Genomic DNA, 12,522 nt, shown 5'->3' on the forward strand with positions numbered 1-12,522 from the left:
GCTGGCGGCGCGGCTGGCGGCCACCGGCGCCAAGGCGGGGCCCTGGGCCTCGCTCAAGCAGGGTTTACACGACTACCAGGCGTTGCAGACAGCGCCGTCCAGTGACTACGCCCGATGGATCGCGAGAAACGAGCCGATGCTGAATGTGGCTGATGTGCAGGCGCGTCTTGCCGTCTTGCCGCGGCGGCCGTTGCTGTCGGTGGTGATGCCGGTTTACGAGGCGCCGGAGCGCTGGCTGCGGCGGGCGCTGGATAGTGTGGTCGCGCAGCATTATCCATACTGGGAATTCTGCATCGCCGACGATGCGTCGCCGTCGCCGCACGTGCGCACGGTGCTGGAGGAGTACCAGCGCCGCGATCCGCGGATCAAGGTCGTCTACCGCGAGAAGAACGGTCATATCTCCGAATCCTCCAATTCGGCGCTGGAGATTGCCACGGGCGAATATATGGCGCTGCTCGACCATGACGACGAGCTGCACCCGGAGGCGTTGCTGCTGGTCGCCGAAGCGGTGTGCCGTACTCCGGATGCCCGCCTGGTCTACAGCGACGAGGACAAGATCGACGAGGCGGGTATTCGCTTTGACCCCTATTTCAAGCCGGACTGGAACTACGACCTGTTCCTGGGGCAGAACTGCATCTCGCACCTTGGCGTCTACTCGTTGCCGCTGGTGCGCGAGCTGGGTGGCTTCCGCAAGGGGCTGGAAGGCTCGCAGGACTGGGACCTGGCATTGCGCTGTGTCGAGCGCATCAAGCCCGGACAGATCGTGCACATCCCGCGCGTCCTGTACCACTGGCGGGCGATCCAGGGGTCGACCGCACTGGCCGCAGGCGAGAAGAACTACGCGGTGGTGGCTGGCCGTCGTGCGGTGGAAGAACACTTGGAGCGCATCGGGCAGCCGAGCGAGGTGAGCATTCTCCCGGCCAGCATGATGCGGGTGAAACGCTCCCTGCCGGTGCCGGCGCCCAAGGTGAGTCTGGTGATCCCCACCCGTGATCGCGTGGATCTGCTGCGCATGTGCGTGGACAGCATTCTCGAGCGCAGCACCTATCCGGATTACGAGATCCTGGTGGTGGACAACGGTTCGGTCGAGCCCGAGACGCTGGACTATTTCGATCGTATTTCCAGACTCGCCAACGTGCGTGTGCTGCCGTATCCGGGCGAGTTCAATTACTCGGCGATCAACAATTTCGCCGTGGCCCAGTCGCGCGGCGAGGTCATCGGCCTGGTCAACAACGATATCGAAGTGATCTCCCCCGACTGGATGGAGGAGATGGTCGTCCATGCGATGCGGCCCGACGTCGGCGCGGTGGGCGCGATGCTCTATTACCCCGACGATACGATCCAGCATGCCGGGGTGCTTGTTGGCCTCTGTGGCGTGGCCGGCCATGTCGGCAGCCGCCATCCACGCGGTAGCCAAGGTTACTTTGGCGCATGCTGCTCACGCAGGAGTTGTCCGCCGTGACCGCCGCTTGTCTGCTTGTGCGCCGCTCGGTTTATGACGAAGTCGGCGGTCTTGACGAGCGCTTGCGCGTGGCCTTCAACGACGTCGATCTGTGCCTGCGCATCCGCGAGAAGGGATACCGCAACCTGTGGACGCCGTTCGCCGAGTTGTATCACCACGAATCGGCGTCGCGTGGCCTGGAGGACAATCCGGTGAAGCAGGCCAGGTTCATGTCGGAAGTCGCCTTCATGCGTGAACGGTGGGAAGGCGTCCTGCGTCGTGATCCCGCCTACAACCCCAACCTTTCCCTGTCACAGCCTTTCTTACTGGAGTCCTGACACATGCGCCGAATGGAACCCCGGATCGCTGTCGTCATCCCGAGCTACCGGGTATCCCGCCATATCCTCGACGTCATCGCCTCGATCGGTCCGATGGTCCAGCAGGTCATCGTGGTCGACGATGCATGTCCGGATGGATCCGGCGCGCTGGTGACGGCGCAGTGTCGCGATCCGCGGGTGGTGGTGCTCACCCATGAAGTAAACCAGGGCGTCGGCGGGGCGGTGCTGACCGGGTATCAACGCGCCATCGAATCGGGCATGGACATCATCGTCAAGATCGATGGCGATGGGCAGATGGATCCGGGGCTGCTGCCCCGATTCGTCAGGCCCATTGCCGAAGGACTGGCCGATTACACCAAGGGCAACCGCTTTTATGACCTGAGCCAGATCGGGCAGATGCCGATACTGCGGCTGGTGGGAAATGCAGGACTTTCCTTCATGGCCAAGTTCTCCAGCGGCTATTGGGATGTGTTCGACCCGACCAATGGATACACCGCCATCTCGGCAAAGGTGGCCAAGCTGCTGCCTATGGACCGGATCAGCAAGCGCTATTTCTTCGAGACCGACATGATGTTCCGCCTTGGTACATTCCGTGCGGTGATCGTTGACGTGCCTATGGACGCCAAGTATGCCGATGAGGTCAGCAATCTGAAGATCAGCCGGGTGCTTGGCGAATTCCTGGTCAAGCACGTGCGCAATTTCGGCAAGCGAATCTTCTATAACTATTTCCTGCGCGATCTGTCGATCGCCTCGTTTGAGCTGGTGGCAGGCCTGGTCTTGCTGTCCTTTGGCGTGTGCTTTGGCGCCATCGAATGGTGGCAAGGTATTACCAGCGGTGTGCCGACCACGGCTGGCACGGTGATGCTGGCGGCCATGCCTGTCCTCGTCGGCCTGCAGCTGCTGCTGGCCTTTCTCTCCTATGACATCGCGTCTGTGCCGAAATCGCCGCTGTCTTCCCGGCTGCTCGACGAACCGGGCTGTGGAGCCGCCGACGGGACCACGGACACGTGACGGTGCGTGCAGGAGCGCCGCGATGGTTGCCAGCCCATACGGAATTGGTGCGTATCGCGTTGTTTCTGGCGGTGGGTGGATTGCAGTTTGCGTTCGACGCCGGCCTGTTCATCCTTCTTACTTACTGGGGGATGCCGGCGTTCTGGACCAATCTGTTCACGCGCTTCACAGCCGCGATGCTGGGATTCCTGCTGAACGGCAAGCTGACCTTCCGGCAACCGCGGCTGACGCGGCAGCAGTTGCTGCGCTATGTGCTGCTGTGGGTGTCGCTGACGCTGCTCAGCACTGGCGCGGTTGTCTTGACCGGAAGTATGGCGGGTATCCCGGCCGCCTGGAGGATGAAGGTCTGCATCGAGATCGTGCTGGCAATGCTCAGCTTCATGCTGATGCGGCGCTGGGTGTTCGTCATAGTTGAAGGAGGGTGAAGGCCATGGAAATGGCGGTTGGCAAGCCGAGCAGACTGTTGTGGAAACCGGGCAAGCTAGGCGTACTGGCGATCGTCACATTTGGCTTATTCCTGGCCGGGGCGCTCTGGCTTTCCCAGGACCGGTCCCAAGCGAGGCTGAGTTTTACGGTCCAGTCCACGGTCTCCGGCCAACTCCAGGTCTTCTTCGACGAGGACGGCGACTTCAGCGAAGTTATGTCCGAATGGTATCCCGTGGTCGTCGGACAGCGGCAGGAGGTGCGGCTGGCGCGGACGGGAATGCAGCTGACGCGGCTGCGCGTCGATCCGCCCAATGGCGGCGACGTTTGCTGTGCGACGTGGTATTGCGGGTGGCGGGCGAGAATCATGCCTATGTGTCGGGCGCGAGGCACGATCTTGAACTGGTGGAGGCGGGGCCGTGCCGAGTACTGTCCTCTACCGCGGACGCGGCCGACCCGCAGCTCGTACTGGGGGCCAGTCCGGCAATGGAGGCGGCGCTGGCGACGGCCCTGCGGTGGCAAGGTCTCCATCAGGCCGTCATGTATGCCACTGGTCTGTGGCTGCTGCTCCTGCTGGTCGTCCTGCGCTGGATCTACCTCGCCCCGCTCAGACGGTACGCGCGCCTGGCCTGGCTGGAGCGCCTTGATGGCAATGCGCACTGGCTGTGCATGGCGTTGCTGTTGGTATTCGGCAGCCTGTACGCGGTGCGCACGCCGCCGGGGGCTGTCCCCGATGAGCGCGCGCATCTGGCCAAGATCGTCCGGATCGGCCAGGGCACACCGTTCGGTTGGCATGACGGGCAGCGCTTCCCGGATTTGTCGGCGATGTACGGCCCGTTCTCAGGTTATCTGGGAAACAAGCAGCCATTCAGCAAGGCGCAGCTGGAGCGGCAATTAGCACAACCCCTTGCTTGTGCGCCGACCAGCGCGCCGCCGACCGGCGGCGCGGATCCCTACTTCCCGCATCATTACGCGGTTGCCGCCGTCGCTTTCAGCAGCACCTGCGCCATGAGCGGCTCTTTTGGTACATTCCTGTATTCGGCGCGCCTGCTGAACCTGCTGTTGGCGTCGCTCCTTGTAGGGCTCGGGATCGCATTGGCCGGCCGCGCCAAATGGGCACTGGCCTTCGTCGCCCTGCTGCCCATGTCACTGGCCCAGTTGGCCTCGGTATCGGCCGATTCGCTGGTTATCGCCTTGACCATCGCCTGGACAGGGCTGACCTCGGGGCTGGCGGCCGGGCGCGTGCCGCTGCGGCGGATCCTGCCGGTGCTGTGGGGGCTGGCCATCGCCATCGGCCTGCTCAAGCCCGGCGCGGCCTGGGTATTGGCGAGCCTGCTGTTCTGCCGCGAAGCGTTCCGGCAATCAGGCCTGTCTTTCCTGCGCGGGCTGGGGTGCTTCGTAGCGCTGCCATGGGCGTTGCACCTGGCGTTGATCGCGATGGCCGACGCCGATGGCATTGCGCGCGCCGGCGTTGACCCGGCAAGCAACATCCGTCAGCTTCTGCACGATCCCGACACGTTCCTTGGACTGTTGTGGAACACGCTCACCGGCGAGCATGGCGCGCATCTGTACCGGATGATGGTGGGGATCCTCGGGTGGATCGACGTGCCGTTATCGGCGTGGGCATACCCGCTTGCGGGCTATGCCCTGGTCGCGGCCCTGTTTCTCGCCGGCAACCGGCCCGATGCGCTGCGCTGGCCACGGGTGGCGCCGGCCGCGTTGGTGATGGTGGCCGGGGCTGTGGTGATGATCGCATTGCCGTTGTACGTGCAGTGGACCTCGGTCGACGCCACCATCGTGCAGGGCCTACAGGGCCGTTATTTCCTGCCACCCCTCGCATTCGCCTGGGCCTGGATGTCCATGCGCAGCCCGGATCCGCTGCGTGCGCTTCTGCTGGCTTTCGTGCTGACAGCGGCGATGGTGCTGAACCTGGATGCGCTCGAGCGCCTGCACCTGGCGTATTTCGTCAGTGGCCGCTGAGGCGACCGGCCCACGAAGATCGCGGGTCGCGGGACAACGAAGCGGCACTCGCTCTACTCAGGGCGTGGAGAGCTCCAGCAGGTAGGCATCTCCGGATTGGAAGACGATTCGTTCCGAGTCGATCAGCGATTCCATGCCGCTGATACAGGCCTGCGCGCGGTTCTCCGGCAGAAAGACATAGCCGATGCGATGCCGGGCCAGCCAGCGCCGGTCGAGCTGGTGGCAGACGTTGTCCTGGTAGCTGCGGCTGGAGAAATCCGGGTCGCCCTGATAATAGAAAAACGCCGGTTCCAGACTGCCGGAAAATGGCAGCGCACGCGCGCCGGCGACAGGAAATACCCAGGCCTCGTTGCCCGTATGCAGGCTCAGGTTGGGCAACAGCACTTTCTTGCCGGACATGTCGTCCATCACCCCGCGCATCATCTCCAGCACCGCCAAGTCGTTGGCCGAAGCGCAGCCCAGCGATCCGCAATAGGCTTGGCGTGGCGTCCACATGGACTCCTGCTGCGTCCGCATGCCCAGGGCGATGACGCAACAGGCGACGGCGGCAGTGGCCAGCCACCCCACTGCAAAGCCTCGAATCACTGCCGCTGTTGAGGCCATGGCCGCTAGGACTGTGAGCAGGATGAACTCGTATTGTGAAACGCTGAAGCTGAAATAGCCGGGCAGCAGATAGCCACGGGGATCGTTGCGCAGCGTGAAGAACAGCCCGATACAGGCGGCTGTCGCCGCTAGCAGCGCCGCCCCCGCAAGCAGCGCTTCGCGCGACAGTCGGGGCCTGCGCAGATACAACAGCACAGCGCCGATGGGCAGCAACAGGAGCAGGAAGGTGGGGGCAGCGTGCTGGGGCATCAGCCAGAACAGCTGCTTGCCCAGTTCGGCCGCATGCCGGGTGTAGAAGCTGGGCCACTGTGCCAGCAGTTCAGTCAGCGAAAGCGCCGTGTAGTTGGCGGTGACAGTGATCTTGGGATTTGCTCCGGCACCCTGTACGAGCCCCTGGTAGTACGGGTCGAGCAACAGCGCAAACGCGGCCAATGGCAAGGCCAGTGCCGCCGGATGCGGATGCCGGTGGTGCAGGCTGGCATGCAGCCAGAACGCTCCCATGACGATGCCGGGCATGACCGGGCCGATCGGATTGAGGCTGCCCAAGGCCAGAAGCAGGAGCGCGCAGGGCACCACGAGGGCCCAGCCGGTGCGTACTGCCGCCGGCGCCGATGCCATCCACAATGCCGGCACGGCGGCGGCGAACACGAAGCACATCTGTCTTCCTGTGCCCTCCATGTGTGCGTACTGGCTGAACAGTGGGAACAGGAAGGCGGCGATTGTCAGCGCCAGTGCGGTCAGCAATGCCGCGGGCATTGCCAGTGGATGCCGGTGTCGCTGTGCAACCGCCTCGGCCAGCAGCATCGCGCCGGTGAGGCAGGCGATCAGCGGTAACGCGGTGATGGTGTCGCGCGGATCCAGGCCCGAAAGCCAACTCCAACTGGCGCCAAGGAAGGCGCTTCCGGCAGGATAGTCGAACACCAGGTCTCCCGACCAAGGGAGGAACCCGAGCGAAAGAATTCGCTGACTCAGGAACGCATGGGTATCCGGGTCGCTGGAGAGCATCACTATCCGCGGTAGCTCCCGATCAGCCACTACCAGGCAGATTGCCGCGAGCATACCCAGCTGCACGGGAAGTCCCTGCATGCCAGTCGCCGCGCCGGTGCGGTGCCGTCGGTACCAGAGCCAGCCGCAGGCGACGACCGCCAAGGTACCCATTTCCATGCTGCCCACTGCTGGCGCGCCGATGGCCGAGACCATGGAGCGCAGGTAGAGGTAAGCCACCAGTCCACACTGGCCTATCGCCAGTGCCAGGAAAAGTCTTGCCGAACCCTGCATGCGCGGTGGCAGGCGCAGCGCATCCAGGAGTGCCGCGCCGATGGCCGCGAGCAGTAGTGCGGCGAGAAACAGTTGAGCGCCATAGCGTCCGCCGCGCAGCGGATCGTGCAGTAGTCCTTCGACCGGCAAGCCCAGTGCGGCCATGACCACGATACCGGCGACGGTCATGGCCGGCATCTTCCATAGCGCAGCGGGCATCATCATGGTCATCCGGCGCAGCTGTACGATTACCCGTCTGCCGCGCATCGCCATGACACCGGCCGCCAGCACCAGTCCGACGATGCCCAAGGCGGTACCGGCGCGCCTGGCTGCACGCGGTCCGGCCAGTACATCGGGCGGAACCGCGACTTCGAACCACGGATCGTGGCCGCTGGCGACGAGGTTACCGTGCGTGTCCCAGTGCATATCGTTGCGCAACACCATCGCCTCGCGCAGTCGCAGGCCTTCCAGGCGCGCGCTGTCGGAAAAGCTGGCGAAGCCAAGTACTGCAGTTCGATCATGCCCACGGCGCTGCCGGGGTCGATACGCACGACCTTGGGTAACCTGGGTGACTGCACGGACAGCCGGTGCACGACCTGCCGGCCAGCCTGGAGCGGAACCTGCCGGACATTGGCCTCGCTATAGCCTCCGGCGAACGGGAAGATCTGCAGATAGGGTCCGCCAGGTGCATTGAGGCTGATCTCGATGGCCAGGCTGTAAGGGCGCGTGTTGAGCCAGCCACCCGCAAGCGCCAGGAAAAGTCCAAAAAACAAAAGGAGCGCCGCAGAGGCGCTCCTTTTTTCGGAATGTGGCGGATATGGCTGGGAGATGATGCGTTGCATGCGGCGATTCTATGTCAGAGCGCCTTTTCCAGCTCCGGCAGGATCGTAAACAGATCACCCACCAACCCGATATCGGCAATCTCGAAGATCGGCGCATCGCCGTCCTTGTTGATGGCGACGATGGTGCCGCGTCCTTGATGCCGGTCAGGTGCTGGATGGCGCCGGAGATGCCCACGGCGATGTACAGCTCCGGAGCGATGATCTTGCCGGTCTGGCCAACCTGCATGTCGCTGGGCACGTAGCCGGCATCCACCGCCGCGCGCGAGGCACCGACGGCGGCGCCGAGCTTGTCGGCCAGCTGGTAGATCACCTTGAAGTTCTCTTCCGAGCCGACGCCGCGGCCACCGGAGACCACGCGCCTGGCGCTCTGCAGGTCCGGGCGGTCGCTCTTGCCGGCGGCCAGGCCGATGAAGCGGGTGTGCGAGGGCAGGGTGGCATCGACGTTGATGGCCTCGACCGGTGCGCTGTTGCCCTTGGCTGCTTCCGGCCACGAAGCGGCGCGAACGGTCGCCACCACGACCTGGTCGGCCGGCAGTTCCACGGTGATGATGCGTTGCCAGCGTAGATCGGGCGCTTGAAGGTGTGCGGGCCTTCGACGCTCATCAGGTCGGAGACCTGGTTGACGCCGAGCAGCGCGGCGACGGCCGGGACCAGGTCCTTGCCGGTGGTGGTCGAGGCGCCGAACACGTGGCTGTAGCCGGCGGCGGCTTGGCGATCTGCGGTGCCTGTACCTGGGCCAGGGCATGTGCGTTGGCCGGGTTGGCCAGGGTGAGCACCTTGCTGACGCCGGCGATCTGCGCAGCTTCGGCGGCGATGCCGGCCGGGTCGGCGGCCAGCACCAGCACGTCGATGTCGCCACCGACGGCGGCAGCGGCCGAAACGGTCTTGGCGACGGCGCTGTTGAGCTTGCCGTCCAGGTGCTCAGCGATAACGAGAATCTTGGCCATTACAGCAACCCCTTCTGCTTGAGTGCAGCCACCAGTTCGGCGGCGTCCTTCACCATCACGCCCTTGCTGCGCTTTGCCGGCGCGGCGTAGTGGGTGGTCTTGAACGTGTCGGCGGCTTCAACGCCCAGGTCGGCCAGCTGCAGGGTTTCCAGCGGCTTGGCCTTGGCTTTCATGATGTCCGGCAGCTTGATGAAACGCGGCTCGTTCAGACGCAGGTCGGTGGTGATCACCGCCGGCAGGTCGACTTCCAGCGTTTCCAAGCCGGCGTCGACTTCACGGGTGACCGTGGCCTTGCCGTCGGCGATCTCGACCTTGGAGGCGAAGGTGGCCTGCGGGCGCGCCCACAGCGTGGCCAGCATCTGGCCGGTCTGGTTGGCGTCGTCGTCGATGGCCTGTTTGCCGAGGATAACCAGATCCGGCTGTTCCTTCTCCACCAGCTTGAGCAGGGTGCGGGCAGCGGTGAGCGGCTGGATGGCCTGGTCGGTGACCACGTGGATGGCGCGGTTGGCGCCCATGGCCAGGCCGTTGCGCAGATGCGCCTGGGCGTCGGTCGGGGCGATGGTGGCGACCACCACTTCCGTGGCGAGGCCCTTGTCGCGCAGGCGCAGGGCTTCTTCCAGGGCGATTTCATCGAACGGGTTGGGCGAGAGTTTGACGCCATCGGTGACCACGCCGGAACCGTCCGGCCTGACCTGAATGCGGACGTTGTAGTCCACCACGCGCTTGTACGCGACGAGGATTTTCATCTGGTACGAATCCTTCGGTAACAGGGAATAGCGTCCGGCTCTTGGTGGCAGCAACCGGTTCGGGAAATTGGACCGCGATTCTAACTGGCCAAGCGGTTCCATGCGAATGCGTATGGAAATGCTGCGAAGCACCAAAATGCCGGATCTGCGGGCGTGTCCTATCCTTCCGGAGGCAGCCGTGTGGAGCGCTGGCCTGTATGCTGTAACGCTGTGTCGGAATGCCGCGGGCGTTCCCAGGATGAATTGAAAAACAGGAGAACAGGTAGTGCCCACATGGCTTGTCACCGGCGGTGCCGGATTCATTGGCGGCAACTTTGTATTGGAGGCGGTCGCCAAGGGCGTGCGCGTCGTCAATCTCGATGCCCTGACCTATGCCGGTAACCTGAAGACCCTTTCCAGTCTGGACGGCAACCCGAACCACGTCTTCGTGGAAGGTGACATCGGTGATCGCGCTCTGGTCGAGCGCCTGCTGGTCGAACACCAGCCCGACGCGATACTGAATTTCGCCGCGGAAAGCCATGTGGACCGCTCCATCGATGGCCCCGGCGCGTTCATCCAGACCAATGTGGTTGGCACCTTGGCGCTGCTTGAAGCCGTGCGCGATTACTGGAAGGCGCTGCCGGCCGACAAGGGCCAGGCGTTCCGCTTCCTGCATGTCTCTACCGACGAGGTGTACGGCACGCTGGGCGAAACGGGCCTGTTCACTGAAACCACGCCTTACGCGCCTAACTCGCCGTACTCGGCGTCCAAGGCGGCGTCGGACCATCTGGTGCGCGCGTTCCATCACACCTACGGGCTGCCGGTGCTGACCACCAACTGCTCCAACAATTACGGCCCGTATCACTTCCCCGAGAAGCTGATTCCGCTGGTGATCGCCAAGGCACTGGCCGGTGAGCCGCTGCCGGTGTACGGCGATGGCAAGCAGGTGCGCGACTGGCTGTTCGTGACCGACCATTGCGAAGCGATCCGCACCGTGCTGGCCAAAGGCCGCGTGGGCGAGACCTACAACGTTGGCGGCAACTCGGAAAAGCAGAATATCGAAGTTGTGCAGGCCATCTGTGCCCTGCTGGACCAGCGCCGCCCGCGTGCGGATGGCCAGCCGCGCAGCAGCCAGATCACCTACGTCGCCGACCGCCCGGGCCATGACCGCCGTTATGCGATTGATGCCTCCAAATTGAAGAACGAGTTTGGCTGGGAGCCAAGTACACCTTCGAGCAGGGCATCGCCTACACAGTGGACTGGTATCTGGATAACCAGGAATGGGTCAACGGCGTGCTCGATGGCAGCTACCGCCTGCAGCGTATCGGCACCGTCGCCTGATGATGGGCCGTTGTCGCGATCTGGCTGCGCTGCCCTCGAGGGCAGTTGACGGGCGGCGCGATATCTTCACGCAAGGATTCTGGAAATGACGCAACGCAAAGGCATCATCCTGGCCGGTGGCTCCGGCACCCGGCTGTACCCGATCACCAAGGGCGTCAGCAAGCAGCTGCTGCCGGTGTACGACAAGCCGATGATCTACTACCCGCTCAGCGTGCTGATGCTGGCGGGCATCCGTGAAGTGCTGATCATCAACACCCCGCATGAGCAGGGGCTGTTCCAGCAGTTGCTGGGCGACGGTTCGCAGTGGGGCATGGATATCCAGTATGCCGTGCAGCCCAGTCCGGACGGGCTGGCGCAGGCCTACCTGATCGGCCGCGACTTCGTGGCCGGCAAGCCGAGCTGCCTGGTGCTGGGGGACAACATCTTCCATGGCCACGGCCTGCGCGAGGTGCTCAAGCGTGCCGACGAGCGCGTGGACGGCTCTACCGTGTTCGGCTACTGGGTGAACGACCCGGAGCGCTACGGCGTGGCCGAGTTTGACACCAGTGGCAAGGTGATCGACCTGGTGGAGAAGCCGGAGAACCCGCGCTCCAACTACGCCGTGACCGGCCTTTACTTCTACGACGCAACGCCAGTGCCCATGCTGCCGAACTGAAGCCGTCGCCACGGGGCGAGCTGGAGATCACCGATCTCAACAAGCGCTACCTGGCCGAGGGCAACCTGCACCTGGAAGCGCTGGGCCGCGGTTACGCCTGGCTCGATACCGGCACCCACCAGTCCCTGTTGGAAGCCTCCAACTTCATCGAGACCATCCAGACCCGGCAGGGCCTGCAGGTCTGCTGTCCGGAGGAAATCGCCTTCGGCCAGGGCTGGATCAACGCCGAGCAGCTGGAGGCGCTGGCCGCCCCGCTGATCAAGAATGGCTACGGCCAGTACCTGCACAAACTCGCCTTGCGTGGAGTCGTTCCGTGAACGTGATTGAAACGAAGTTGCCGGGTTGCGTGGTCATCGAGCCGGCGGTGTTCGGTGACGAGCGTGGCTTTTTCTTCGAGACCTGGAATGCCGAGCGCTTTGGCCAGCACGGCCTGCCGACCCGCTTCGTGCAGAGCAATGTGTCCACCTCCGCCAAGGGTGTGCTGCGTGGCTTGCATTACCAGTGGCCGCGGCCGCAGGGCAAGCTGGTCAGCGTGCTGGAAGGCGAGGTCTATGACGTGGCCGTCGATATCCGTCGCGGCTCGCCAACCTTTGGCCAGTGGGAGGCGGTGATGCTCAGCGCCGAAAACAAGCGCCAGTTCTGGATTCCGGAAGCTTCGCCCATGGCTTTGCGGTGCTGTCCGAGCGCGCGGTGTTCAGCTATCTGTGTACCGAGGTCTACCTGAAGGACTTCGATGCTGGCGTGCGCTGGAATGACGCCGATATTGCGGTGGATTGGCCGATCAGTGCGCCGACCCTGTCGGCCAAGGACGAAAGCGCACCATTCCTGAAGGACATCGCTGAAGACCGTTTGCCGGTCTACACCCCATGACGGTGCTGGTGTTCGGTGGCAACGGCCAGGTCGGCCAGGAGCTGCTGCGCGCGCTGGCGCCGCTGGGGCAGGTGATCGCGACCACGCGC

At 64.1% G+C, this 12,522-nt stretch carries 8 protein-coding genes and 5 pseudogenes; 9 read left to right on the forward strand and 4 right to left on the reverse strand.

Features of this window, described 5'->3' with window-relative positions; genetic code table 11:
- The 5 genes from JCM9942_RS04730 to JCM9942_RS04750 form a co-directional block, all read left to right on the forward strand.
- A partial coding sequence (locus tag JCM9942_RS04730; protein WP_157722768.1) for a glycosyltransferase family 2 protein occupies positions 1 to 1,462 on the forward strand: 1,462 nt, incomplete at its 5' end.
- Positions 1,432 to 1,779, forward strand: a complete 348-nt coding sequence (locus tag JCM9942_RS04735; RefSeq protein WP_054658026.1) for a glycosyltransferase family 2 protein — start codon at positions 1,432 to 1,434, stop codon at positions 1,777 to 1,779. The genes JCM9942_RS04730 and JCM9942_RS04735, both read left to right, overlap by 31 nt.
- Positions 1,780 to 1,782: 3 nt before the next feature.
- Positions 1,783 to 2,790, forward strand: a complete 1,008-nt coding sequence (locus JCM9942_RS04740) for a glycosyltransferase family 2 protein (RefSeq protein ID WP_054658028.1) — start codon at positions 1,783 to 1,785, stop codon at positions 2,788 to 2,790.
- A gap of 47 nt (positions 2,791 to 2,837) precedes the next feature.
- Positions 2,838 to 3,215 (forward strand): GtrA family protein, encoded by a 378-nt coding sequence (locus tag JCM9942_RS04745; protein WP_157722769.1) that lies wholly within the window; start codon positions 2,838 to 2,840, stop codon positions 3,213 to 3,215.
- 325 nt (positions 3,216 to 3,540) lie between these two features.
- The gene (locus JCM9942_RS04750; RefSeq protein WP_157722771.1) at positions 3,541 to 5,193 is read left to right on the forward strand and encodes a DUF2142 domain-containing protein; all 1,653 of its coding nucleotides are present in this window, start codon (positions 3,541 to 3,543) and stop codon (positions 5,191 to 5,193) included.
- Between the two features lie 57 nt (positions 5,194 to 5,250).
- Here JCM9942_RS04750 and JCM9942_RS04755 read toward each other — a convergent pair whose 3' ends face one another.
- The 4 genes and pseudogenes from JCM9942_RS04755 to JCM9942_RS04765 form a co-directional block, all read right to left on the reverse strand.
- The gene (locus tag JCM9942_RS04755; RefSeq protein WP_172675045.1) at positions 5,251 to 6,996 is read right to left on the reverse strand and encodes a hypothetical protein; all 1,746 of its coding nucleotides are present in this window, start codon (positions 6,994 to 6,996) and stop codon (positions 5,251 to 5,253) included.
- A 305-nt stretch (positions 6,997 to 7,301) separates the two neighbouring features.
- Positions 7,302 to 7,895: a hypothetical protein gene (locus JCM9942_RS18830; protein WP_157722775.1), complete on the reverse strand. Its 594-nt coding sequence runs from the start codon at positions 7,893 to 7,895 to the stop codon at positions 7,302 to 7,304.
- 14 nt (positions 7,896 to 7,909) lie between these two features.
- A pseudogene (locus JCM9942_RS04760) lies at positions 7,910 to 8,842 on the reverse strand (electron transfer flavoprotein subunit alpha/FixB family protein).
- Positions 8,842 to 9,588, reverse strand: coding sequence for an electron transfer flavoprotein subunit beta/FixA family protein (locus JCM9942_RS04765; protein ID WP_054658036.1), 747 nt, complete (start codon positions 9,586 to 9,588; stop codon positions 8,842 to 8,844). The pseudogene JCM9942_RS04760 and the gene JCM9942_RS04765 overlap by 1 nt, the downstream one beginning before the upstream one ends.
- A gap of 265 nt (positions 9,589 to 9,853) precedes the next feature.
- Here JCM9942_RS04765 and rfbB point away from each other — a divergent pair.
- The 4 pseudogenes from rfbB to JCM9942_RS18835 all read left to right on the forward strand — a co-directional run.
- Positions 9,854 to 10,908 (forward strand): annotated as a pseudogene (rfbB, locus tag JCM9942_RS04770) (dTDP-glucose 4,6-dehydratase).
- Between the two features lie 85 nt (positions 10,909 to 10,993).
- A pseudogene (rfbA, locus tag JCM9942_RS04775) lies at positions 10,994 to 11,880 on the forward strand (glucose-1-phosphate thymidylyltransferase RfbA).
- Positions 11,877 to 12,433: pseudogene (rfbC, locus tag JCM9942_RS04780) on the forward strand (dTDP-4-dehydrorhamnose 3,5-epimerase). The pseudogenes rfbA and rfbC overlap by 4 nt, the downstream one beginning before the upstream one ends.
- A pseudogene (locus tag JCM9942_RS18835) lies at positions 12,430 to 12,522 on the forward strand (sugar nucleotide-binding protein); the annotation flags it as partial. The pseudogenes rfbC and JCM9942_RS18835, both read left to right, overlap by 4 nt.

The sequence above is a fragment of the Stenotrophomonas pictorum JCM 9942 genome, from assembly GCF_001310775.1.
Lineage (GTDB): Bacteria > Pseudomonadota > Gammaproteobacteria > Xanthomonadales > Xanthomonadaceae > Stenotrophomonas > Stenotrophomonas pictorum.

Coding starts and splice junctions, on each gene's coding strand:
- JCM9942_RS04740 (WP_054658028.1), top strand. CDS start 1,783: ATGCGCCGAATGGAACCCCGGATCGCTGTCGTCATCCCGAGCTACCGG.
- JCM9942_RS18830 (WP_157722775.1), bottom strand. CDS start 7,895: ATGCAACGCATCATCTCCCAGCCATATCCGCCACATTCCGAAAAAAGG.
- JCM9942_RS04755 (WP_172675045.1), bottom strand. CDS start 6,996: ATGGTCTCGGCCATCGGCGCGCCAGCAGTGGGCAGCATGGAAATGGGT.
- JCM9942_RS04765 (WP_054658036.1), bottom strand. CDS start 9,588: ATGAAAATCCTCGTCGCGTACAAGCGCGTGGTGGACTACAACGTCCGC.
- JCM9942_RS04735 (WP_054658026.1), top strand. CDS start 1,432: ATGCTGCTCACGCAGGAGTTGTCCGCCGTGACCGCCGCTTGTCTGCTT.